This is a genomic window from Novosphingobium lentum NBRC 107847 (assembly GCF_001590965.1).
Taxonomy (GTDB): Bacteria; Pseudomonadota; Alphaproteobacteria; order Sphingomonadales; family Sphingomonadaceae; genus Novosphingobium; species Novosphingobium lentum.
In genome coordinates this window covers 15984-38742 of record NZ_BCTW01000003.1, presented here as the reverse complement: position 1 = coordinate 38742, position 22759 = coordinate 15984, and the positions used below count along the sequence as shown (strand labels likewise).

Annotated in this window: 21 protein-coding genes; 19 read left to right on the top strand and 2 right to left on the bottom strand. The window is 64.5% G+C overall.

Annotated features, from left to right (window positions below):
* Positions 1–6 precede the first annotated feature (6 nt).
* The 8 genes from NL2_RS02965 (at position 7) to NL2_RS02930 (ending at position 7879) form a co-directional block, all read left to right on the top strand.
* The gene (locus tag NL2_RS02965; protein WP_068071558.1) at positions 7–813 is read left to right on the top strand and encodes an enoyl-CoA hydratase/isomerase family protein; all 807 of its coding nucleotides are present in this window, start codon (positions 7–9) and stop codon (positions 811–813) included.
* Complete coding sequence (locus NL2_RS02960) at positions 810–1871, top strand: amidohydrolase family protein (protein WP_068071556.1); 1062 nt, start codon at positions 810–812, stop codon at positions 1869–1871. The genes NL2_RS02965 and NL2_RS02960 overlap by 4 nt, the downstream gene beginning before the upstream one ends.
* Complete coding sequence (locus tag NL2_RS02955; RefSeq protein WP_068071554.1) at positions 1868–2176, top strand: iron-sulfur cluster assembly protein; 309 nt, start codon at positions 1868–1870, stop codon at positions 2174–2176. Before NL2_RS02960 ends, NL2_RS02955 begins: the two co-directional genes overlap by 4 nt.
* On the top strand, positions 2173–3342 hold the full coding sequence (locus NL2_RS02950; RefSeq protein WP_068071552.1) for a CaiB/BaiF CoA transferase family protein: 1170 nt from the start codon (positions 2173–2175) through the stop codon (positions 3340–3342). The genes NL2_RS02955 and NL2_RS02950 overlap by 4 nt, the downstream gene beginning before the upstream one ends.
* A gap of 116 nt (positions 3343–3458) precedes the next feature.
* A complete protein-coding gene (locus tag NL2_RS02945; RefSeq protein ID WP_068071550.1) occupies positions 3459–5924 on the top strand; it encodes a TonB-dependent receptor in 2466 nt (821 codons plus the stop codon).
* Between the two features lie 257 nt (positions 5925–6181).
* Complete coding sequence (locus tag NL2_RS02940; protein ID WP_068071548.1) at positions 6182–6922, top strand: hypothetical protein; 741 nt, start codon at positions 6182–6184, stop codon at positions 6920–6922.
* A 91-nt stretch (positions 6923–7013) separates the two neighbouring features.
* On the top strand, positions 7014–7622 hold the full coding sequence (locus tag NL2_RS02935) for a cytochrome c oxidase subunit 3 (RefSeq protein WP_068071546.1): 609 nt from the start codon (positions 7014–7016) through the stop codon (positions 7620–7622).
* Positions 7619–7879 (top strand): cytochrome C oxidase subunit IV family protein, encoded by a 261-nt coding sequence (locus tag NL2_RS02930; RefSeq protein ID WP_068071544.1) that lies wholly within the window; start codon positions 7619–7621, stop codon positions 7877–7879. Before NL2_RS02935 ends, NL2_RS02930 begins: the two co-directional genes overlap by 4 nt.
* A 33-nt stretch (positions 7880–7912) precedes the next feature.
* Here the strand turns inward: NL2_RS02930 and NL2_RS02925 are convergent, their stop codons facing one another.
* Complete coding sequence (locus tag NL2_RS02925) at positions 7913–9559, bottom strand: flavin-containing monooxygenase (protein WP_068071928.1); 1647 nt, start codon at positions 9557–9559, stop codon at positions 7913–7915.
* Between the two features lie 302 nt (positions 9560–9861).
* Here NL2_RS02925 and NL2_RS02920 point away from each other — a divergent pair, with 302 nt between their 5' ends.
* From NL2_RS02920 to NL2_RS02895, 6 genes are read left to right on the top strand one after another with little or no spacing between them, the layout of a single operon-like run.
* Complete coding sequence (locus NL2_RS02920; protein ID WP_068071542.1) at positions 9862–10662, top strand: enoyl-CoA hydratase/isomerase family protein; 801 nt, start codon at positions 9862–9864, stop codon at positions 10660–10662.
* Positions 10663–10670: 8 nt separating this feature from the next.
* Positions 10671–11435, top strand: coding sequence for an SDR family NAD(P)-dependent oxidoreductase (locus tag NL2_RS02915; protein WP_068071539.1), 765 nt, complete (start codon positions 10671–10673; stop codon positions 11433–11435).
* Positions 11432–12439 (top strand): phosphotransferase family protein, encoded by a 1008-nt coding sequence (locus NL2_RS02910; protein ID WP_157083005.1) that lies wholly within the window; start codon positions 11432–11434, stop codon positions 12437–12439. Before NL2_RS02915 ends, NL2_RS02910 begins: the two co-directional genes overlap by 4 nt.
* Entirely contained in the window at positions 12426–12815 is a 390-nt protein-coding gene (locus NL2_RS02905) for a hypothetical protein (protein ID WP_068071536.1), read from the top strand. The genes NL2_RS02910 and NL2_RS02905 overlap by 14 nt, the downstream gene beginning before the upstream one ends.
* The gene (locus NL2_RS02900) at positions 12812–13753 is read left to right on the top strand and encodes a PDR/VanB family oxidoreductase (RefSeq protein WP_068071534.1); all 942 of its coding nucleotides are present in this window, start codon (positions 12812–12814) and stop codon (positions 13751–13753) included. The genes NL2_RS02905 and NL2_RS02900 overlap by 4 nt, the downstream gene beginning before the upstream one ends.
* 21 nt (positions 13754–13774) lie before the next feature.
* Positions 13775–15376: an NHL repeat-containing protein gene (locus tag NL2_RS02895; protein ID WP_157083004.1), complete on the top strand. Its 1602-nt coding sequence runs from the start codon at positions 13775–13777 to the stop codon at positions 15374–15376.
* An 8-nt stretch (positions 15377–15384) separates the two neighbouring features.
* Here the strand turns inward: NL2_RS02895 and NL2_RS02890 are convergent, their stop codons facing one another.
* Positions 15385–16953, bottom strand: a complete 1569-nt coding sequence (locus NL2_RS02890) for a class I adenylate-forming enzyme family protein (protein ID WP_068071530.1) — start codon at positions 16951–16953, stop codon at positions 15385–15387.
* Between the two features lie 236 nt (positions 16954–17189).
* Between NL2_RS02890 and NL2_RS02885 the strand changes: the two genes are divergently transcribed.
* From NL2_RS02885 to NL2_RS02865, 5 genes are all read left to right on the top strand, one after another.
* Positions 17190–17840 (top strand): TetR/AcrR family transcriptional regulator, encoded by a 651-nt coding sequence (locus NL2_RS02885; protein WP_068071528.1) that lies wholly within the window; start codon positions 17190–17192, stop codon positions 17838–17840.
* A gap of 13 nt (positions 17841–17853) precedes the next feature.
* The gene (locus NL2_RS02880) at positions 17854–19080 is read left to right on the top strand and encodes a cytochrome P450 (protein ID WP_068071526.1); all 1227 of its coding nucleotides are present in this window, start codon (positions 17854–17856) and stop codon (positions 19078–19080) included.
* A 13-nt stretch (positions 19081–19093) separates the two neighbouring features.
* Positions 19094–20233 (top strand): Rv3169 family protein, encoded by a 1140-nt coding sequence (locus NL2_RS02875; RefSeq protein WP_068071523.1) that lies wholly within the window; start codon positions 19094–19096, stop codon positions 20231–20233.
* Between the two features lie 265 nt (positions 20234–20498).
* Positions 20499–22019, top strand: coding sequence for an aldehyde dehydrogenase (gene adh / locus NL2_RS02870; protein WP_068071522.1), 1521 nt, complete (start codon positions 20499–20501; stop codon positions 22017–22019).
* 193 nt (positions 22020–22212) lie between these two features.
* Complete coding sequence (locus tag NL2_RS02865; protein WP_245647547.1) at positions 22213–22668, top strand: DUF779 domain-containing protein; 456 nt, start codon at positions 22213–22215, stop codon at positions 22666–22668.
* Positions 22669–22759: the final 91 nt, after the last annotated feature.

Below are 22759 nucleotides of genomic sequence, written 5' to 3'. Positions count from 1 at the left end.
GCAGCCATGGCCTACGACACCATCCTGCTCGATTTCCCGGCCGACGGCGTCGCCCGGATCACGCTCAACCGGCCCGACCGGGGCAACGGCGTCGTGCCCGAAATGGCCGCCGACCTGATCGATGCGCTCAACGCGCTGGAAGCGAACCAGGACATCCGCGTGCTGGTGCTGACCGGCGCGGGCAAGCAGTTCTGCGCCGGGGCCGACCTCATCGAATTCCGCCGCTATCTGGCCGAAGAACACGCTGTCGCGCAGGAACCCTACAACGCGCGTGTGTTGTGGCCGGTCACGCAAAAGCTGGTGTCGAGCCGGTTGCCGGTGGTCGCCGCGATCAATGGCGGGGCCACGGCGGGCGGGCTGGACCTCGCGCTCGCCTGCGATATCCGCATCGCCTCGACCGCCGCCAAGATGGGCGAGACCTATATCAAGCTGGGGCTCAACCCCGGCAACGGCGGCACCTATTTCCTGCCCCGGCTGGTGGGCAGCGGGCTGGCCGCAGAAATGGCGCTGACCGGCGATATCCTGGATGCCGAGCGCGCGTTGGCAATCGGGCTGGTCAACAGCGTGGTCGCACCCGATGCGCTGGGAGATGCGGCCGTGGCGCTTGCCGCCCGCATCGCCGAACGCCCCCGTCTCGCGATTGAGGCGACCAAGCAGCAGTTGCGCCAAAGCTGGCACATGGACCTTGCCGGTTCGATGAACGCCAGTTTCTGGGCAGTCGCCGCGCTGACTTACAGCGACGATCTGCGTGAAGGCGTGAACGCCGCAATCGAAAAGCGCGCGCCGGTCTACAACCGGAAGTCCAAACCATGATCGACGACATGATCATCGTCGATGCGGTGGTGCATCCGTGGAACATGTCCCCGGAAAACCAGAACCCACTGGCGCAGCCGCAGATCGACGCGGTCTATGCCTCGCACAAGCTGTCGTACAATGCAGCCAACGCCGCTTTCATTCTCCAGCCCGACGAGTTTTTCCGCGACATTTCGTTCGACGTTGTCGGCCGCGCAGAGTTTGTCGAAAGCCCGGTCGATTACGCCGTGCTGCATTCGCTGCCCAACCTCGGCTTCGGGCTGGGCGAGATCACCCTGCCCGAAAAATGCGCGGCGTTCCGCCAGCAGTACCCGCACCGCGTCAGCATGCTGGGCACGGTCGGCACGCCGATCGTCGCCACCGCGATCGACGAGATCAAGCGCCAGCAAGACCTGTTCGCGATCGACGGGGTCAAATTGTACCCCGCGTTCTTCTATGACGGCATCGGTCAGGGCTGGCGCATGGATGGCAAGGACTGGGCCACGCCGTTCCTCGAATATTGCCGCGACAACGGGTTGCGTCGCGTCGCGGTGCACAAGGCGCTGTGGCTGGAACCGGCGCCGCGTTCCGCGTTCGACATCGACGATCTCGGCTCACCTCTGGCGCGTTTTCCCGAGATGTCGTTCGAGATGGTCCACGGCGGCACCGCGTTCCTCGATGAAACGATCGAGCTGATGAAGCGTCACGAAAACCTGTTCCTGACGCTGGAAACCACGTTTTCGTACCTGCTCACCCGCCCGCGCGTGTTCGACAAGGTGCTGGGCAAGCTGATCACCGAAGTGGGATCGGATCGCCTGCTGTTCGCCAGCGGCAACAACCTCGCCCACCCGCTTCCGCTGATCGAGGGTTTCCGCAAATACCAGTTCGCCGACACGCACTGCGAGGAGTTCGGCATTCGCCAGCTGACCGATGCGGACAAGTGCAACATCATGGGCCGCAATGCCATGGCGCTGTACGATATCGACGAGGCCGCGCTGCTCGCTTCGACCGCCGATGATGACTTCGCCCGCGCGCGCCGCGCCGGCATTCCCCAGCCGTGGAGCGGCATCCGCGGATGACGGACCCGCGCGATCTGCTGCTGGCGCAAATCCATGCCGCGCTCGATTCCATTCCCGAGCCGTGCAGCATCGCGATGCGCAAACCCACCAGCCTGGCCGGCATGGGTCTGGTCGATGCGGTGGATATCGACGAGGGCGGCGCGGTCACGGTCACGCTGTGCCTGACCGACCCGGGGTGCGTCCACTTCAACGCGATGCAACGCTTTATCGCGGATGAAATCGGGCCACTCGATGGCGTGACCTCGGTCCGCGTCGTGCAATGCCTCGACAAACTGTGGACGCCCGACCGGGTGCGCGCGGCATGAGCCTGGCGGAGACTTATTCCGGCCTGCGCGTGCTCGATCTCGCGACCAATTTCGCCGGGCCTTATGCCGCGATGATCCTGGGCGACATGGGCGCCGACGTGATCAAGGTCGAACGGGCGCCGGCAGGCGACGATACGCGTGGGTTGCCGCCGTATGTCGATGGGCTGGCCACCGTGTTCCGCGCGGTCAATCGCAACAAGCGCAGCATCCTGCTCGATTACCGCGATGCGGCAGACCGCGAAACGCTGATGGAGCTGGTCGAAACCGCAGACGTGGTGATCGAAAGTTTTCCGCCCGGCGTGGGCGAGAAGCTGGGGCTGACTTTTGCCGCCTTCTCTCGCCGCAATCCCGAAGTCATCGTCTGTTCGGTCAGCGCGTTTGGCGACGGGCCGATCGGCAGCACGATGCCGGGCTATGACGCGCTGGTCCAGGCGGTGAGCGGGTTGATGAGCTTTACCGGAAACGAAGGCGACGCCACCGTGCGGATCGCGCCATCGGTGCTCGACCTGACCACGGGCATGTGGGGCGCGATGGGCCTGATGGCCGCGCTCAAGCGCAGGGCGGATGGCGCCGAAAATGGCAAGGGCGGCGGCGAACACGTCCGGCCCGCGCTGATCGACACCGCGTTCAACCTGATGAATCACCAGCTGCTGGGCTTTCTGGCCACCGGTGCCGAGCCGCGCAAGCTCGGGGCCGGCGCCCCCAGCGCCGCGCCCTACGGGGTGTGGCGCGCCAGCGACGGCGAACTGCTGATCGCCACGGCGAGCGAACCGCAGTTCCCCCGGTTGTGTGCGGCGCTGGATTTGCCCGGGGCCGTCGATGATCCCCGCTTTGCCACCATGGCGGCGCGGCTGGAAAATCGCGCGGACCTCGACCGGCTGATCGGCAGCCGCATCGCCACGGCAACCGTCGCGCAGTGGCTCACCATCCTTGCCGCCGCCGGAATATCCGCAGGTCGGGTAAATTCTGTGGCCGACGCCTGCGCGCTGCCGGTGGTTGCCGAACGAAATCTGTTCACCGGCATTGCCGATGATGCGCTCGGTTCGATTCGCCTGCCGATCGATCCGGACGGTTCGGCGCTGCGAAAATCGGCCCCTCGTCTCGATGAAGATCGCGCCGCAATACTTTCGGGCATCACCGCCCGCAAAACCGCTCGCTCGGACTGATTTTCGCTTCGGTATTCGGCTTGACAGCGACCGTGATTGCGATCACAAACCACAAAACAAACAGTTGTTTTATTGACGTCACGACCGGCAAGGCGGGCGCGAGAGGGAGGAAAATCATGCACAGGCATATCCATTCGCAGATTCGATCGCGCATTCTTTCAGGAGCGGCACTGGCCGCCTTTTGCGCCTGTGCAACCCCCGCCTTTGCCGCCGATGCGGCGGACGCAGCCGATTCGGCCAAGACCGCGGTCCCCGATGATACGATCGTGGTGACGGCGCGCCGGACCGACGAAAAGCTGAAGGATGTTCCGGTTGCGGTCGCCGCGTTCAGCACCAAGGCGTTGACCGAACAGCGCATCGCCTCGGAAGCGGATCTGCAGGTCGCCACCCCGGGGTTGACCGTGCGCTCGACCACATCGTCGAACCAGCTCAACTATTCGATCCGCGGCCAGTCGGTGGACTCGTTCTCCTATTCCTCACCCGCCGTGGTCGCCTATTCCAACAACGTGCCCGTGGGCGGAACCACCGCCACGTCGTTCTTCGACCTGCAATCGATCCAGGTGCTCAAGGGCCCGCAAGGCACGCTGTTCGGCCGCAACGCCACGGGCGGCGCGGTGCTGTACGAAACCGCCAAGCCCACGTCGGATTTCGGCGGTTACCTGACCGCTGGATATGGCAACTACAGCAATCGTGAAGCCGAAGGCGCGATCAACATTCCGCTCGGGTCCAGCTTCGCCATCCGCCTTGCCGGCAAGACCCAGCAGCGCGACGGTTTCCAGAACGATCTGGTCCACGGCAACAAGCTGGGTTCGCTCGACGACAAGGTCGGTCGCGTCAGCGTTCTGATCAAGCCGGAAGGTTCGGGCTTCGAGAACGTGTTCGTGTACCAGCGCGGCGAATACGGTGGCTACAGCACGAGCCTGAAGATCCAGAATGCCAACGGTGCCAATGGCGCACCCAGAACCTATACCTTCCCGGGCGACGGTTCGACCAGGGCGCTGACCACAAACTTCGCGGACTTCTATCCTGCCGGTGTCGTTCTCGGCAACGCCAGCCCCGCTGTCGCCGCCTTCCTTTCGAAATACGGCATCAGCGGCATCGGATCGTTCATCGCCGGCTACCAGACCGGCAAGTTCGGTTTCTACGATGTCGCCCCGACACAGGACAGCAAGCACGACGCCACGCAGGACTTCATCTCGAACACGACGTCGCTCAAGCTGGGTGATGCCACGATCAAGAACATCTTCGGCTACAACCGCGTGCTGTCGGTCGACAACACCGATCTTGCCGGCGCACCGTATTCCTGGCTGACCATCGGCGTGCCGTCCGGCCCGATCCCGGGCGGCGCGAGCTACAACGGCGGATATACCTACGGGACCAAGCAGTGGTCGGATGAACTGCAGATTTCCGGGACCGCGCTGGACGGCAAACTGAAGTACGTCGCCGGCGCGTTCATCTCCCAGCAGAAGGACTTCAGCCGCATTCCACTCGATGTGATCGGCGATCTGCTCGTCGGTTCGGTTCCGGGTGCTTTCGGGTTTCAGGGCGCCTACGACTTCGAACAGAAGGACAAGTCAAAGGCCGTTTACGCCCAGCTGAGCTACGAGTTGCTGCCCCGGCTGAACGTCTCCGCCGGTATCCGCTATACGAAGGACGATATCAGTATCTCGTATCCGGATCCCACCGGCATCAACAGCGCGACCGTCGCGACAGCGTCAAAGAGCGCGTCCAAGCCCAGTTGGCTGTTCGGACTGGACTACAAGGTGACGCCCGACCTGCTGGTGTATTTCAACCAGCGCGGCAGCTGGCGGACGGGCGGTTTCAACGGAACGGCACCTGCGGTGGCCAATCCGATTTCGAGCGTGACCTGTCCGGCGTTCGCCGCCAATCCAAAGGCTTGCTATCCCGAAGCGTTCGACCCCGAAACCACATATGACTTCGAACTGGGTGCCAAGTATTCGGGCGTTCTGGGAAGCGTTCCCACTGTCCTGAATATCGCGATCTACGATCAGGAAATCAGCAACGTCCAGCGCTCGCCGTACTTCGGCATTTCGGCGATCGCGGTCAATGTGCCGCATGCGCGGGTGCGCGGTATCGAGATTGACGGATCGGTGCGCCCGGCTGACTGGCTCCAGTTCGGCGGGGCTTTCACGTACACCGATGCCAAGTACACCAGCAACAAGGTGGTGACACCCACGTTCGGCACATTCTTCTTCGGTCCTTACGGCGATACGCCGAAGTATTCCGGATCGGCGTGGTTCCGTGCTTCCACCAATCTGCCCGACGACAAGGGTGAACTGGCCCTGCGTGGTGAAGTCTATGCGCAAAGCTCGTTCTATTACAGCAACCTGGCCAACACCACCGCGCCGGGCACCCGCCTTGGCAAGTACGCCCTGGTCAAGGCCCGCTTCGAATGGAATGAGCTGTTCGGTTCCAAGGTCAGCGCCGCGGCCTATGTCAACAACCTGACCAACAAGAAGTTCTACACCGGCGGCATCTCGCTTTCGAGCGTTACCGGCGAAAACGCCGCGCTGATCGGCGCTCCGCGCATGTATGGCTTCGAAATCAGCGTGAAGTTCTGATGATCGCCGGATGACAACGGTCCGGATGCCGTCGCAACAGCGATGGCATCCGGCTTGTGGCTGGACGAATCCGAACCAAACTCCGGCCAAAATCCAGCGCGCAGGATGGCAGACTCCTGCGTTGACATCGACGACAATGCACAGCACACTATTAAAACGAACAGTTGTTTTTGCCCGAGGCCCGACCGGAGGCAGTTTCATGACAGCTGCGAGTGCCCGGCATAACCCTGGCGCTCGATGGGAGAAGGACAGCAGCAATGGAAGAGCGTGCAGTCAAGGCCGTCGAGCGCGGGCTTGCATGGTGTGGCCCGATTTTTGTGGCCGGATTCATCTGCTTCTGGTCGGTGATGGGGCATAACCTTCCACCGCCGAACATGATGGGCATGACCCCCGATCAGCTCGTGTCGGAATACTACGGCAAGTATCCCAGCATCGGCCCCGGCATGATCGGCGCGGCCACGTTCGGCCTGTTCTACACGATCTGGTCGTGCCTGCTGGCCTCGCTCATGCGCGACGAGTCGGGCAATTACAGCGTCTTCACCTTCCTTGAACTGGCTGGCGGAATCCTCACCGGCTGGCTGCTGGCGTTCTGTCCGGCGATGTGGGCCGCCTGCTCGTTGCTCGTGCACCAGGTCGACCCCGCAACGATCAAGATGGTGCACACCTTCACCTGGATCATCTTCGATTGCACCTACATGATCACCACGATGCAGATGGTCGGGTTGGGACTGTGGACCGTGCTCAACAAGCGCCAGACGATGTTCCCGGCATGGGCTGGCTGGGCCTCCATCGCGATCGGCGTCGCTTTCGTCGCGCTGGTGATCATGCCGTTTGCGGCAGATGGACCGTTCGCCGTCGGGGGTCTGTTCAACTACTGGATCATCTTCATGACCTGGTTGTTCGCGTTCTTTTCGGTCTACAACTTCTACGTTCTCAAGCACGTTTACCGCTCTCCGGCGGAACAGGCACGCGCAGCCGGACGGCTGCAGACCGCCTGATCCGTTCGCAAGTGGCCATGGGTCGCGCCATCGGCCCGGTCCGGCAGAAATGCCGGGCCGGGCTTTGGCTTTCCCGCTTCAGGAAACGTCTTTGGACCTGACCCCCGCCTCCGCACCGGTCATACCGGCCAGCGATACCGATCCGCGCCATCCCGGCACCAGCGGGATCTGGACGTTCGTGTTCATCGACATGATCGTGTTCGCGATGTTCTTCCTTGTTTACCTCAGCGAACGCGCGCGGTTGCCCGCGCTGTTCGCGCGATCGCAAGCGCAGCTGCTGCCGCTGGCGGGCCTTGCCGGCACGCTGATGCTGCTGACCAGTTCGTGGTGCATGGCCGAGGCCGTCCACGCCGTGCGCGCGCGGCAAATGGACCGGGCCAGAATGCGCCTGAACCTGGCCGCGCTGTTCGGCCTGGCGTTTGTCGCCAACAAGCTGTGGGAATATTGCGGCAAGCTGTCCCACGGGCTCACGCCGGTGACCAACGGCTTTTTCACGTTCTACTTCCTGATCACCGGCCTGCATTTCCTGCATGTTCTGGGCGGTCTGGCGTTCATCGGCCACTGCGCCACGCGGCTGGCGGACGAAGGCGGCACCGCGCTGTATCAGAAGAAAATCGAGAACGTCGGCCTGTTCTGGCACTTCGTCGATATGCTGTGGCTGTTCATCTTCCCGATGCTCTATCTCGCCGGTGCGCGATGAGCGGGCGCTGGCTGCCCCGCCTCTCGACTGTGTGGCTGATCCTGGTCGGCATGACCATCGGTTCGACCCTGCTCGCCGAGGAATCGGCCCACGCCCGGTTCGCGATCGCCGCGATCTTCCTGATCGCTGCAATCAAGAGCGAACTGGTGCTGACCAACTACATGGAAGCCGGCCGCGCCGAACCGCAGTGGCGCTGGCTTTATCGGCTGTGGATCACCGCGATCACCGTGTTGATGATCGGCTGGCATCTGGCCTGACGACGCGGCTGCCCGCTTCCATCCGCCCGCCCGTCAGGCGGGTGCGGTCGATCGTGCATGCTCGAACACGAACTCGCCAAAGTCGGCGTCGCGCGATGCCTTGAGCTCGTCGAAATAGCCCGCTGCCCCGCCGAAATAATGCAGCGGCGCATGCGCCTTGCCCGGGATGTTGGCGCCCATGAACCACGATTTGAGCTCGGTCGCGGCGCCCAGCAGCGTGCTGTCGAGCAGTTCCTGCATCAGTTGCACCCACCCATCGACCGCATCGGGCCGCACCTCGATCGCTTCGGCGCCTTCGGCCCGCGCCTTGGTGATGATCCGGCCGATCCAGTCGACCGCGGCATCGACCACGGGCGGGACATTGGAAAACGGCGATTGCGGGCCGGTGATGATGAACATGTTGGGGAAACCGTCCACCGCGATGCCCAGATGGGTGCGCGGACCGGCGTCCCACTTGTCGCGGATCAGTTCGCCGCCGCGCCCGCGCACGTCCATATGCGTCAGCGGCCCCGTCACCGCGTCGAACCCGATCGCGAAGATGATGATGTCGAGCTCGTGCTCCTCAACCGCCGTGCGCAAGCCCTTCTCGGTCGCCTCGAGCAGCGGATGCTCGCTGACATCGACCAGCCGCACGTTGGGGCGGTTGAAACTTTCGTAGAAGAAATTGCCCAGCGGCGGCCGCTTCAGCGCGATCGGATACTTCGGGCACATCAGTTCGGCCGTCGCCGGATCCTTGACCAGCGACCGGATCTTGGCGCGCACGAACTCGGCAGCGGCGGCGTTGGTGCGCTTGTCGGTCAGGATATCGGCAAAGGTTTCAAACAGAAAACGGAAGCCGCCCGCTTCCCACCCGGCCTCGAAAATCTGCTGGCGCTGCGCATCGTCGACATCGTCGAACGTCAGCGCCGAAGTTTCCATCGGAAACGCGAACACCTGACGGCGGACCTGCTGCCAGATGGCGTCGTAATTGTCCTTGATCGACTGGCGATCGACATCGTCGAGCGGATGGTTGCGGCCGGGCAGCACATAGTTCGGCGTGCGCTGGAACATCGTGACATGCGCCGCCGCCTTGGCCACCACGGGAAGGATCTGCACTGCTGTAGACCCGCTGCCGACGATGCCGACGCGCTTGCCTGCAAAATCGACCTGCTGCTTGGGCCATTTGGACGACATGTACCATTCGCCCTTGAACCTCTCGAGCCCGCCGAACGGCGGCTGGCAGGCAATGGCGAACCATCCGACCGCGCTGATGAAGTATTTGCAGCGATAGACCTGCCCGTCGCTGGTCGAAATATCCCAGCGATTGGCCGCTTCGTCATAAATGCAGGATTCGACCGTGGTGCCGAAACGGATGTCCTTGCGCATGTCGAACTTGTTCGCGACGTGCGCCAGATAGGCCTGCACCTGGTCCCAGGTCGGCATGCGTTCGGGCCAGTCCCATTCGTCCTGCAGTTCCTTCGAGAACGAATAGCAATAGGCCCATGCCTCGCTGTCGGTCCGCGCGCCGGGATAGCGGTTCCAGTACCACGTGCCGCCGACATCCGAGCCTGCATCGAACAGGGCCGTAGATAGGCCAAGCCGGCGCGTTTCATGCAAGGCGCGCAAGCCTCCGAAACCGGCGCCGATGATGATCGCATCGAATTCCGCCGCAGGTTGCCGCGCACTGGCCAGATCAGGCATTTCCACTCCTCAACGTCATTCAGGCGCTCTTATAGCGAGCAATCTCTCGCATTTATTGCTCGCACCACGACCGCTGTCAAGCGCGTCTCCGGAAAACCGTAATATTGGGCCGTTAGCGTTGCCAAGCGGCACGATCGCAGCACTTGACTTGACCGCACCCATCACGATATGCCGTTGATTATTGAGAGCGTTCGCTCGCTTTATAATATTGAGCATCGAGCCAGGCGGCAGCAACCGCCGGCCAGCGGGAGAATCGGGATGATCGGCGCATTATCGGCAGGGCTGCACACAGGTCAGCGGCCATGACGTATCCCGACTACGCCAGCCTCAAGCTCGACTGGCCCGTGGCGCGGGTGCTTCGAATCACGCTTTCGCGCGGCAAGATGAACGCGATGGACTTTCAGCTGCATCATGACCTTGGCCACATCTGGGCGCTGATCGACAAGGACCCCGACGTGAACGCGGTGGTCGTGACGGGCGAAGGCCGCGCATTCTCGGCCGGCGGCGATTTCGACATGATCGAGAACATCATCGCCGACCACGATTTCCGCTGCAAGATGTGGAAGGATGCGCGCTCGATGATCGACGGGATGCTCAACTGCAGCAAACCGATTGTGTCCGCGATCAACGGCGCGGCGGCGGGCGGCGGACTGGCCGTGGCGCTGCTCGCGGACATTTCGGTGGCGGCGAAATCGGCGAAGCTGGTCGATGGGCACACCGTGCTGGGCGTGGCGGCAGACGATCACGCGGTGGCGATCTGGCCGCTGCTGACCAGCATGGCCAAGGCCAAATACTACCTGATGACCAGCGAGGCGATCCCGGCCGAAGAAGCCGAGCGGATCGGGCTGGTCAGCTTCTGCGTGCCCGATGAGGATTGCGTGCCGCGCGCGATCGAAATCGCCGAAAAGCTTGCCAAGGGCGCGCCCGCCGCGATCCGCTGGACCAAGCTGTCGCTCAACAACTGGATCAAGGCGCACTGGCCCGCGTTCGAGGCGTCGCTCGCGTTCGGCATCCTCGGCTTCACCAGCCCCGAAGCGCGCGAAGGGCTCGATGCGCTGAAGGAAAAACGCGCGCCCGAATTCAATCCCCTCTCCTACGTCTGAGATCCACCATGTCCGAGACCAGAACCTATATCGTCACCGGCGCCGCCGGCGGCATCGGCGGGGCGACCGCGAAACGCCTGCTGCGCACTGGCGCCAATGTGCTGGGCGTCGATATCAGCCAGCGCCGGCTCGATGCGTTCGTGGAAAGCTGCGCCGGGCTGCCCGGCAAGGTCGCGACGTTCCGCGCCGATCTTTCGGACGATGAGTCCGCCAAGGCGGCGGTCGATCGCTGCCTTGACCAGTTCGGTAGCCTCCACGGTCTCGCCAACGTTGCGGGCGGGATGATCGACATCGTGGCCGAATCGATGGACCGGCCGATCGCGCAGATCGAACTCGGCTATTTCCGCCGCACGTTTCAGGTCAACGTCGATACCGCATTCCTGATGGCCAAGCACAGCGAACCGCACTTCAAGGCCAAAGGCTATGGCAAGATCGTCAACATCGCGTCGCTTGCCGCGTTCGCCAATCGCCACGATCTGGGCGATGTGGCGTATAATCCGGCAAAGGCGGCGGTCGTCGCCCTCACCCAGACGCTCAGCCTGCTGCTGGGCAAGGACGGCATCCGCGTCAACGCCGTGGCGCCCGGTCTGGTGTTCAGCCCCAAGGTGACCGAAACGTTCGGCGGTGCCTATGTCGATCGCCATCTCGCCGCGACCGCGCTGGGCAAGTTCGCCACGGTGGAGGACGAAGCCGAAATGATCGCGTTCCTGCTCGAACCGCAGTCCGACGCCATCACCGGCGAAGTGATCCGGGTTGCATCGGGCACGCGATGACACCTGAAGCGGACACCGCGCGGATGGAGGCTGCGCTGGAGACGTTGCTCGCCTCCGGCAAAGGCGCCGTGCGGGTGGATAACCTCGTGGCGCTGTCCGGCGGCAATGCGCGGCGCGCCTGGTCGTTCGATGCGCGGTGGGCCGATGGCACCACCCGCCCCTGCATCCTGCTGAGCCAGATCGCGGCCAAGCACGTCGATTCCGACACCGTGGCGGAGTTTGGCGTGTTGCAGGCGCTCAATGGTTCTGGCGTGTGCGCGCCGGCTGCCATCGCGCTCGACGCGGCGGGAACAGTGACCGGTGGCCCTGCCCTCGTGCTCGAACGAATTGGCGGATCGGCAGGCGCGGTCGAATTTCTTGCGCAGCAGGACGCCGCGATCGGCAAGGTGCTGACGCTCGATCTGGCGGAGGCGACGGCCACGCTGCACCGGTTCGACTGGGCTGCGGCTGGGCTGACAACGCCATCCGCCCATCCGGCGCTCGCGCAGATCGAGCGCTGGGAGGCGACCTTCCGCGCACACCGGCTGGAGCCGCTGCCGGTGCTCGCCTGGTTGTTCCGCTGGCTCAAGGCGCATGTCCCGACCCCGGCGCGCCTGTCCCTCGTCCATGGCGATCTGCGGCCCGGCAATTTCCTGTTCGAGGCACGCCGCGTCAATGCGCTGCTCGATTGGGAAATGGCGCATATCGGCGATCCGGCGGAGGACATCGGCTGGATCTATCGCGCACTGTGGAGCCCGGCGAAGTTCGTGCCGCTCGACGATTTCGTTGCCGACTATGAAACAGCGGCAGGCTTCACGCTGCCGCGCCCCTCGGTATTGTTCTACCGCATCTTCAGCGAGGTGAAGTTCGCCACGATCTCGGTATCGGCGGCGCACAGCTTTGCCTCGGGCGGGACCAGCAACTTGCGGCATATCGATCGCGCATCGAAAGTGGCGGACTGCGTGCGACGGTCGCTGGACTGGATCGACAGCACCGATTGGGAGGTATGCGATGCAGCGGCCTAGCACGGGCGACCTGCTGGCAGGCTTGCGCAAGGGCCTGACCGAGACGGTGCTGCCTGCCCTGCCCCGCGGACCGGCGCAGGCGCAGTTGAAGGCCGCGCTGCACTTGCTCGGTCGGCTCGAGCGGACGTGGGATCTGGCCCAGGCGCATCTGGTGGCCGACACGGCGGATATCGAAGCGGTGCTGGGGGATCGAATACCGCACGCCGCCGACGCTGCACCTCCAACGGGCTACAACGACCCGGAATTGCGCGCGCTGGCTGCGCACAATCTTGCGCTTCACGAGCGCCTCGAAGCGGTGGAGCCGACGGCCGAAATCGAAGCGTTGTTCCGCCGTATGGCGGCGCGTGACTCCGTGTTCGTGGGCGACGCGCCATGACCGCCTTCACCGCGCGCATCGCCGAAATCCGCACGGAAGCATCCGGGGTGAAGTCGTTCGTGCTGCAGCGCGACAGCGGCGCGGACTTTCCCGAATGGCAGCCCGGCGCCCACATCGACGTCGTGCTCGCCCCCGGCCTGTCGCGCCAGTATTCGCTGTGCGGCGATCCGGCTGATCGGCAGATGCTCAATTTTGCGGTGTTGCGCGAACCGGCCAGCCGGGGCGGATCGGAGCGGCTGCATGACGCCGTTGCACCGGGTGACACGCTGACCATCGAGGCGATCCGCAACAACTTCCCGCTGGTCGCGGCGGAGGAAACCCTGCTGATCGCTGGCGGTATCGGCATTACCCCGCTGCTGACGATGGCCGAAGCGCTCGACCGGCAGGGCAAGCGCTGGCGAATGCTCTACGGTGGCCGTACGGGGGGCAGCATGGCGTACCTCGAACGGCTGGCCCGCCATGGCGAGAACGTGGCGGTCCGGCCAGAGGACGCGCATGGCCTGCTCGATCTGGCGGGCTTCATCGGCGCATATCGACCCGGCAAAGTCGTCTATTGCTGCGGACCCGAGCCGCTGATCAAGGCGGTCGAGGCATGGTGCGCCAGCTGGCCCGAGGATGCGCTGCAGATCGAACGGTTCCGGCCCAAGGAACAGGCGCCGGGCATCATCGACAGCGCCTTCGAGGTGGAACTGAAGCGCAAGGGCATCGTCGTGGCGGTGCCTGCCGACCAGACCATTGCCGATGCACTGGAAGCGGTGGGCGTGCACATTCCCCGCTCGTGCAACGAAGGCACCTGCGGCACATGCGTGACCAAGCTGCTCGATGGCGAACCCGACCATCGCGATTCCTTCTTGCGCCCGAAACAGCGCGCAGAGGGCAAGCGGATCATGGTGTGCTGTTCGCGCGCTCTTTCGCCACGGCTGGTGCTCGACGTCTGAGGTCTGGAAGAGGAACAACGCATGTCACGCGATCGCTTGGGACAACCATCCGCCAACCCGCCTGCCGCTCCCGGTCGCAGGATCGAGACTCTGGTCGGACCGGCGGCCTTGATCGGCGCCAACGGCATGCGCTGGGGACCGGACGGGCGGCTGTATGTGGCGCAGGCGTTCGGTGGGCAAGTCAGCGCGGTGGACCTCACCAGCGGCATCGCCGAGGTGATTTCCGGCGCCGGCGGCGCGATCGTCGCGCCCGATGATCTGGCGTTCGACAGCCACGGCAACCTGTTCATCACCGAAGTGATGAGCGCGCGGGTCAGCGCGATCCGCCCCAACGGCAAGATCGAGGTGATCGCGGGCGATGTTCCCGTGGCCAACGGCGTAACCGTGCACGGCGACCGCATTTTCATGAGCGAGTTCAATCCCGAAGGGCGGATCTGGGAGCTTTATGCCGATGGCTCCCCCCCGCGCCTGATCGCGTCCAACCTGATGATGCCCAACGCGCTGTGCCTTGGCCCGGACGGGATGTTGTACTTCCCGCTGGTGCCGCTGGGCGAAGTGTGGCGCGTCGCGCTGGAAAACGGCGTGCCCGAGAAAGTCGTGGGCGGGCTGGATATTCCCACCGCCGTGAAATGGGACGCCGCGGGTCGGCTGTTCGTGGTCGAATCGGGCAGCGGCAAGGTGACCCGCATCGATCCCGCAACGGGGCGGACGAGCGAACTGGCGCGCGTCGCCTTTGGCATCGACAACCTCGCGTTCGCGCCCGACGGGCGGATGTTCGTGTCGCACTTCACCGACGGTGGCGTGGTCGAAATCGCGCCGGACGGGCAGCAGCGGCAGGCGGTGACGGGCGGCTTGTGCGGCCCGTTCGGCATGGCCTGCGACGCAGCAGGCAAGCTCGTCGTGGCCGATGGCATGAGCTTTGCCATGATCGATGGCGCGGGCACGGTCGAGCGGCCCGCCATGCTGCTCCATCACGGCTTTCCGGGATACGTGCGCGGCGCGGCGGTGGCGGGCGACGGCGCGATCCTTTCGACCAACAGCGCAGGCCAGGTCACGCGCTTTGTTCCCGGCAGCGAAGCCGTTGCCCTGCTTGAGGGACTGGATCAGGCGATGGGCCTTGCCTGCGCCGCAGACGGCACGGTGATCGTGTGCGAGGCCGGTGCTGGCCGCGTACTTTCGATCGCACCCGACGGCAGCGTGTCCACGCTGGCCAGCGGGCTCGATCGGCCGACCGGCGTGCACGTCAACGCCGATGGCTCGGCCATCGTGTCCGAAGCCGGCGCGGGCCGTGTGCTCCATCTGACGCCGGGCGAGCAATCGGTGGTGCTCGACGGTCTGTCCGATCCGCATGGCGTGACCGCCGCAAACGGCACGATCTACGCGCTGGATCGCGGCACCGGGCAACTACACGCGATTGCGGGCGACGGCAGTGCAAACAGCGTCGTGGCCACCGGCCTGCCGGTTGGCGCACACAGCGGGATGAAGATCAACGTTCTGCCGGGGATTGCCGGTTTGATGCCGGGGCCGCTGTTGCCGTTTGCCGACATTGCCGCCCTGCCCGACGGCAGGATCGCGATCGGCGGCGACGAGACCGGCTCGCTGCTGACGATCGCGGGGCTGTAGCGGCCCGGCTACCCGCCATACGTCTCGCGCAGCTTGTCCTTCTGGATCTTGCCGTACGTGGCGCGGGGGAAATCGTCGGCGAACACCACGCGTGTCAGGCGCTGGTACTTGGCGAGACGCGCATTGGTCCATGTCAGCAGTTCGTCTTCGCCCAGCGCACTGCCCGGCCGCAACGCCACCACCGCAATCGGCGTTTCGGTCCAGCGCTCGTCGGGAATGCCGATCACCGCGACTTCGCCGACCGCCTCGTGCGCCATCAGCACTTCCTCGATATCGACCGCATAGATGTTGATGCCGCCGGACTTGATCATGTCCTTCTTCCGGCCCGAAACGTAGAGGAAGCCATCGTCATCGATGTGGCCCAGATCGCCGCTGCGCAGATAGGTACGGCCGGCAGGACTGACCCACACGGTCTCCTCGGTGAGATCGGGCCGGCCATAATAGCCGTTCATCATGCCGGGACCGTAAGCGACGATCTCGCCGGTCGCATTGGTGGCCAATTCGGCGTCATCCTCGCCCACGATGCGGATGTCTTCGAGAAAGCCCGGCATGCCGACGGTGTTGCGCTTGCCGCGCGCGAAATCGGCAGGCGTGGCGATGGTGAAGAACCCTTCGGTCATCCCGTAGACTTCGTAGATACCCGCTGCGGGAAAACGCGCGGCGAGCTGCTCGCGCGTCGCCATCGTCATGGTTTGGCCCGCGCTGACCAGCACCTTGAGCGTGGAGGCGTCGCGCGACCGGTCCGCATGCTGCAGGATCGACACGTACATCGCCGGGACCATGAAGCTGTGGGTGCCGCCTTCATCGGCCACGGCATCGAGAAACGCAGCCGGCGTGAACTTGGGCAGCAGCACGATCTTGCCGCCGTTGTAGAGCGTTGGCAGCATCGTGATCCACGTGCCCGAGGCATAGATCGGCGTCGCGCAGATCGCGACCGAGTAACGACCGATCTCCAGCCCCGCACCGAATCCATAAGCATAGTTGAGCCGGCCGAAGTGGCTGTGTTCGATGCCCTTGGGCGTGCCGGTGGTGCCCGATGTGTAGATGATCGTCATCGCATCGGCAGCATCCACCTTGACCGGCGGCGGCGCCGGAGACGCGGCCGCGACGAGCGCGTCGGCATCGGCCCAGCCATCGGCGGTTTTGGCAGCGGCACCGCCGAACAGGTAGAACCCGTCGGCCCGAATATTCGGCAGTTCGCCCCGCACCGCGTCGATTTGCGCGCGCGAACCGGCGTTGGCGAAGATCAGCACGCCCTCCGATGCCGTGGCCAGCCGCGCCAGCGACGCGCCATCGAGCATGAGGTTCAGCGGCACGATCACGCCCCCGGCTTTCACCGTTCCCCAGAACAGCACGAACGATTCGATCGCGTTGGGCATGAACATGCACACTTTGGTGCCCTTGGTGCAGCCCAGCCCGATCAGCGCATTGGCGGTCTGGTTCACCTTGCGGTCCAGCTCTTGCCACGTCAACCGGTCCGGCCCGCACACCACTGCCGTCCGCGCGCGGTAGAAACGCGCGTTGTGGGCGATGGCATCCACGCATAAGTGATCGTGTTCGTAGACCGGCAATGCCATGCGCTTCCTCAACCCCTTAGGACGTCAGTCCAAGCTCATCGTGTATTTTGCGAGCGGTTACTCACTTTTTATAGTCTCGCCGATCCGGATCGTCAACGCGATGCAGACGAAGTGCTTTATCACACCGCTCACAAATCCGGTGCATGCGGACAATTTCTCGTGCTTGGTTGACGAAGTGCCGGTCGTTTGGCATAGCTTTCCATCTCGCGAGCGCTCGCTCATTTTACGGGACAATCATGGCGGTAAGGCCCAAGAAGATCGAGGATGGGCAGGATACCGGCAAACCGCGCGGAGTCCGCCAGGAACGTGCGCGCCAACGCCGCCGTCATTTGTCCGAAGTGGTCATGCAACTCATCCAGGAACGCGGTTTCGACGCCATTTCGGTGAACGAGGTGGCCGAACGCGCGTCGATGAGCATCGGCGGACTTTACCGGCACATCTCGACCAAAAGCGACCTGCTCGAAATGGTCTGTGACGAGATCAATCTCGATTTGCTCGAAGAAATGAAAGCGGCCGCCGGCAAAGTCCAGGGCGTACCGGCAAAGCTGGACGCGGCGATCCGCGTGTACTGGCTGCGCCACTGGGATTCCTCCGCGTCGATCCTCGTCGCCTATCGCGAATACCAGTCGTTCAGCGAAACGGCCAAGAAGCGCTACCGCAGCGAGGAGCACCACCTCGCCGAATATTTCAGCGACCTGATCCGCGCCGGGGTGGCGGTGGATGAATTTCGCGCGGTCGATGACCGGCTGCTGGCGCATGAGATCATCCTGCTGTCGCACATGCGCGCGCTCAAGGGCTACGCGTTCCGGGACCGGCCGCGCGATGCGATCCTGGCGGAACAGCTGGACCTGATCTTCTCGCGGCTGCGGCCGCTTCCCTCAAGCTAGAGCCGATTTCGCCATGAGTGTCGATGAACTGACTTACGACCCCGCCGATCCGGCCACGCTGCGCAATCCGCATCCGATCTTTGCGCGCCTGCGCGAGGAAGACCCGGTGCACTGGAGCGAGCCGATGTCGGGCTGGGTGGTCACCGGTTATGACGATATCACCGACGCGCTGACCGACAGCGAGGTCTATTCGGCCGAACGGCTGGGCGGCGTGCGCAAGCACCTGCCCGCCGCTGCGCTGACATCTGCCGAGGAAGTGCTGCGCTATCTCAACAGCTGGATGGTGTTCCGCGATCCGCCCGATCACACCCGGTTGCGGCGGCACATGGCACAAGTGCTGAACCTGCCGACGTTCGAGGCGATGCGCGATACCGTGTCGAGCCTCACCCACATGCTGCTCGACCGTATGCCGCAGGGCGATGTGATCGACATCCTGCCCAACTTTTCGATCCTGCTGCCCGGCATGGTGGTGATGGAACTGATGGGCGTCGATCGCACCCGGCTGCTCGAGGTCAAGGGGTGGTCGGACGACATGATGCTGTTCATCGGCAGCGCGCGCGGCGTGCCCGACAAGTATGAGCGCGCCCGGCGCGGCGCGCACGCCATGGCAACGCTGTTCAAGGAACTGATCGCGCGGCGGCGGATCGAACCGGGCACCGACATGCTGTCGCAGCTGGTCTTCTCGGAAGTCGAGGGGCACCGCCTGAATGACGACGAGCTTGTCGGCTGCCTGATGATGGTGCTGAACGGCGGGCACGAGACGACCGCCAACCTCATCAACAATTCGCTGATGGCGCTGGCGCACAATCCGGATGCGGCGGCCGCCTTGCGCGCCGACCCCGGCAGGATGGTGACGGCAGTGGAGGAATTCCTGCGCTACGACAGCCCGATCCTGTCGATAGGCCGCATCGTGAAGGAAGACACCGAACTGGGCGGCAAGCAACTCACCGCCGGTGAGCGGGTGTTCTTCATGCTGCTGTCCGCCAATCGCGATGCCGACGTGTTCGACGATCCGGACACGCTGGATATCACGCGCAATCCCAATCCGCACATGGCGTTCGGCAAAGGGCCGCATTTCTGCCTGGGCACGCCACTGGCACGGATCGAAGGGCAGATCGTGCTCAATGCCCTGCTCGAACGTTATTCCAGCATCGAGATGGCCGAACCGACCGGGTCGATCGACTGGATCAATTCGATGGTCACGCGCGGCCCCACCCGGCTGCCGTTGCGCCTGAAATGACGAACGCCCCGGCATGACACACGATTGGGCGTTCGAGGCCGATGGCCACTTTGCCGAGCAGTTTCCGCTGTCCCCGCTCGACGATCACCTGATCCACCAGACGCCCGATCCGATCCGCGTCGCCTACACCACCGACCCGCGCTTTTTCGAGCGGCACTGGAACGTGTTCCACGACCAGACCGGCGATCTGATGGTCGCGACCGGCGGCAGTTTCTATCCCAACCTCGACACGGCCGAGGCCTATGCCATCGTGACCTTGCGCGGGGTGCAGACGGCGGTGCGCGCGTTCCGCCGCATCGGCGCCAACCGCGGCAACATCCACGTCGGCCCGATCCAGCCCACCATCGTTTCGGGCATGCGCGAGTGGCGCCACGTTCTTGCCCAAAACGCGATGGGCATCGGTTTCGACCTGACCTGGTACGACACCCATCGCCAGATGTACCGCGCCGCCTACGGATCGCTGGACCACGGCACGCCGGCCGGCGGACAGCGCCACGTCACGGCCGGGTTCGAAAGCTTCGGCGAAGTCCACGGCTGGGTCCAGGTCGGCAACGAACGGATCGAGCTTTCACGCGCCGAAGGACGCGGCACGCGCGACCGGCACTGGGGCATCGGACGCGGCGTCGGCGGACCGCGCTTCCAGGCCGATGGCACGGCGCCCAAGGCCGGCTGGATCGGCGGCAACTGGGTCCAGTTTGCCGATTTCGCGATCTGGGGACCGATCGTGCTGTACCGCTACGGCGATGCGCGCGCCCGGCATGGCAAAGTCCGCAAGGTCGATCGCCGGCTGCGCTTCGAACCCGATACCAAGGTCTTCCTCGAAGGGGAAATCGACTACACGCTCGACGACGGCAGCGTGAAGCGCGTCCACTACGAGCGGATCGGCAACCAGACCGTTTACATGACCAGCGGCCTGTACGGCGGATCCCCCGACGGAACGATCTGGCAAGGTGATTTTATCGGCGAGAATGTGGTTCAGGGCGATCGTTTCGATCTTACAGACCCTGCCGTGCGGCTGCGCCTGCGCGGGCTGGATGAACACCACTGCCGCATCCGCTGCGACGGAGAGGAAACCACCGGCATCCTCCAGCCGCTCGAGCCCGACGCCTACGAAGCCTGCGCGCGGGGCGAAAAGGGCTGGAGCCTGCTGTAAACCGATTGCCGGTTTGCTGACTGATCGCCTAACCCGGCGTGCTTGGCACGATGTGCCCGCATATCGACGCAGCAACCCCGGCTCGGATGATCGTTGAAACCCAGCGTCATCACCAATGCCCTGCGGCTGCGGATAGTGCGGCTGTAACCGACCAGCATCGTCGCGACTTGGCCTAAGGTGCAATTGCCGCCGCCCGCCCGCACGGGCAGCGTGCCCTCACCACTGGGATCGGGCCGGCGCAGAGTCGGCCAAGGAGAGGACTTCCATGCTCGAGCAGGCGATGAACAAGTTTGCGGGCGCCGCGATGATCCGCGACCGCTACGACAACTACATCGGCGGCGACTGGGTTGCGCCGGTGCGCGGCCAGTATTTCGACAACATCTCGCCGGTGACCGGCCAGCCGGTGTGCCAGGTGGCGCGCGGCACGGCCGAGGATATCGAGCTGGCGCTCGATGCCGCGCACAAGGCCAAGGATGCGTGGGGCCGCACCTCGCCTGCCGAACGCGCCATCGTCCTCAACCGGATCGCGCAGCGGATGGAGGACAACCTCGACCTGATCGCGATGGTCGAGACGATCGACAACGGCAAGCCGATCCGCGAGACGACCGCCGCCGACATCCCGCTGGCGATCGACCATTTCCGCTACTTCGCCGGCTGCGTCCGCGCGCAGGAAGGCTCGATTTCCGAGATCGACCACGACACCGTGGCCTATCACTTCCACGAACCGCTCGGGGTGGTCGGCCAGATCATCCCGTGGAACTTCCCGATCCTGATGGCGGTGTGGAAGCTCGCCCCCGCGCTCGCCGCCGGCAACTGCGTGGTGCTCAAACCCGCCGAACAGACCCCGATGTCGATCATGGTGCTGGCCGAACTGATCGGCGATCTGCTGCCGCCGGGCGTGCTCAACATCGTCAACGGCTTCGGCATCGAGGCAGGCAAGCCGCTGGCCAGCAACAAGCGCATCGCCAAGATCGCGTTCACCGGCGAGACCACCACCGGCCGCCTGATCATGCAGTATGCCAGCGAGAACCTGATCCCCTGCACGCTGGAACTGGGCGGCAAGAGCCCCAACATCTTCTTTGCCGACGTGATGGCCGCCGATGACGATTATTTCGACAAGGCGCTGGAAGGCTTCGCGATGTTCGCGCTCAACCAGGGCGAGGTCTGCACCTGCCCCAGCCGCGCGCTGGTGCACGAATCGATCTATGACCGGTTCATGGAACGCGCGATCGCGCGGGTCGAGGCGATCAGGCTGGGCAGCCCGCTCGATCCATCGACGATGATCGGTGCGCAGGCCTCCAACGACCAGCTAGAGAAGATCCTGTCGTACATCGACATCGGCCAGCGCGAAGGCGCCAAAGTGCTGACCGGCGGATCGCGCCACACGCACGAGGGTGAGCTGGCACAGGGCTATTACGTCAAGCCTACCGTGCTCGAAGGCCACAACAAGATGCGCGTGTTCCAGGAGGAAATCTTCGGGCCGGTGCTCGCGGTGACGAAGTTCAAGGACGATGCCGAGGCGCTGTCGATCGCCAATGATACGCTGTACGGCCTTGGCGCGGGCGTGTGGAGCCGCGATGCCAACACCTGCTACCGTTTCGGCCGCGCAATCCAGGCCGGACGCGTATGGACCAACTGCTACCATGCCTATCCGGCGCACGCGGCGTTCGGCGGCTACAAGCAATCGGGCATCGGGCGTGAGAACCACAAGATGATGCTCGATCATTACCAGCAGACCAAGAACATGCTGGTCAGCTACAGCCCGAAGGCGCTTGGCTTCTTCTGATGCGCCCCGCCGCCCCCGATGGGCACCCTCTGCCACGATCTCGCATCGGCCAGCCCATTCGGGTCGCTCTGGCCGGTCGGGTCGACTGCCCGGTTGCTAGCTCGGTCGGGGGACCGGTCGTGGCGGCGGCGCGGCGGGGTCCGGGGGCGGACGTTCTCTCCAGCGTCCGCCCCCGGCAACCCGGCGGCGCGCCGTGAGCAACCCATCTGGCACCACCACAATCGTTCAGGCGGCGGGTCCGGAAACGGGCCCGCCGCCGCGCGTGCTGGTCACGCCATTGGCCGCCGAATGGATCGCGCGGCTGCAGGCAACCCACGGCCCGCTGATGTTCCACCAGTCGGGCGGCTGCTGCGATGGCTCGGCACCGATGTGCTTCGCCCGCGGCGAATTCCGCGTCGGCGGCAGCGATGTGCTGCTGGGCCGCATCGCGGACGACACACCGGTGTGGATCGGCCTGTCGCAGTTCGAATACTGGCGCCACACGCAAATCACGATCGACGTCGTCCCCGGTCGCGGCGCGGGCATGAGCCTGGAAGCCCCCGAAGGCGTGCGGTTCATCGTGCGCAGCCGCGTGTTCGACGATGCCGAAGCGGCCGCGCTGGACGCAGCGGGCGAACCGCCGCGCGGTGACAGCGCCGCCGCCGGGTGAACGCTTTGCGCAACGCGCGCAAAAGGCTAGGGAAGATTGAGCGGAAGGGTCCATCAAGAAGCCCCCGCGATCGAGAACAAAGTCGTGGCGC

Coding starts and splice junctions, on each gene's coding strand:
- NL2_RS02955 (WP_068071554.1), top strand. CDS start 1,868: ATGACGGACCCGCGCGATCTGCTGCTGGCGCAAATCCATGCCGCGCTC.
- NL2_RS02950 (WP_068071552.1), top strand. CDS start 2,173: ATGAGCCTGGCGGAGACTTATTCCGGCCTGCGCGTGCTCGATCTCGCG.
- NL2_RS02910 (WP_157083005.1), top strand. CDS start 11,432: ATGACACCTGAAGCGGACACCGCGCGGATGGAGGCTGCGCTGGAGACG.
- NL2_RS02960 (WP_068071556.1), top strand. CDS start 810: ATGATCGACGACATGATCATCGTCGATGCGGTGGTGCATCCGTGGAAC.
- NL2_RS02890 (WP_068071530.1), bottom strand. CDS start 16,953: ATGGCATTGCCGGTCTACGAACACGATCACTTATGCGTGGATGCCATC.
- adh (WP_068071522.1), top strand. CDS start 20,499: ATGCTCGAGCAGGCGATGAACAAGTTTGCGGGCGCCGCGATGATCCGC.
- NL2_RS02905 (WP_068071536.1), top strand. CDS start 12,426: ATGCAGCGGCCTAGCACGGGCGACCTGCTGGCAGGCTTGCGCAAGGGC.
- NL2_RS02880 (WP_068071526.1), top strand. CDS start 17,854: ATGAGTGTCGATGAACTGACTTACGACCCCGCCGATCCGGCCACGCTG.
- NL2_RS02885 (WP_068071528.1), top strand. CDS start 17,190: ATGGCGGTAAGGCCCAAGAAGATCGAGGATGGGCAGGATACCGGCAAA.
- NL2_RS02965 (WP_068071558.1), top strand. CDS start 7: ATGGCCTACGACACCATCCTGCTCGATTTCCCGGCCGACGGCGTCGCC.
- NL2_RS02895 (WP_157083004.1), top strand. CDS start 13,775: ATGTCACGCGATCGCTTGGGACAACCATCCGCCAACCCGCCTGCCGCT.
- NL2_RS02940 (WP_068071548.1), top strand. CDS start 6,182: ATGGAAGAGCGTGCAGTCAAGGCCGTCGAGCGCGGGCTTGCATGGTGT.
- NL2_RS02875 (WP_068071523.1), top strand. CDS start 19,094: ATGACACACGATTGGGCGTTCGAGGCCGATGGCCACTTTGCCGAGCAG.
- NL2_RS02930 (WP_068071544.1), top strand. CDS start 7,619: ATGAGCGGGCGCTGGCTGCCCCGCCTCTCGACTGTGTGGCTGATCCTG.
- NL2_RS02920 (WP_068071542.1), top strand. CDS start 9,862: ATGACGTATCCCGACTACGCCAGCCTCAAGCTCGACTGGCCCGTGGCG.
- NL2_RS02945 (WP_068071550.1), top strand. CDS start 3,459: ATGCACAGGCATATCCATTCGCAGATTCGATCGCGCATTCTTTCAGGA.
- NL2_RS02925 (WP_068071928.1), bottom strand. CDS start 9,559: ATGCCTGATCTGGCCAGTGCGCGGCAACCTGCGGCGGAATTCGATGCG.
- NL2_RS02900 (WP_068071534.1), top strand. CDS start 12,812: ATGACCGCCTTCACCGCGCGCATCGCCGAAATCCGCACGGAAGCATCC.
- NL2_RS02915 (WP_068071539.1), top strand. CDS start 10,671: ATGTCCGAGACCAGAACCTATATCGTCACCGGCGCCGCCGGCGGCATC.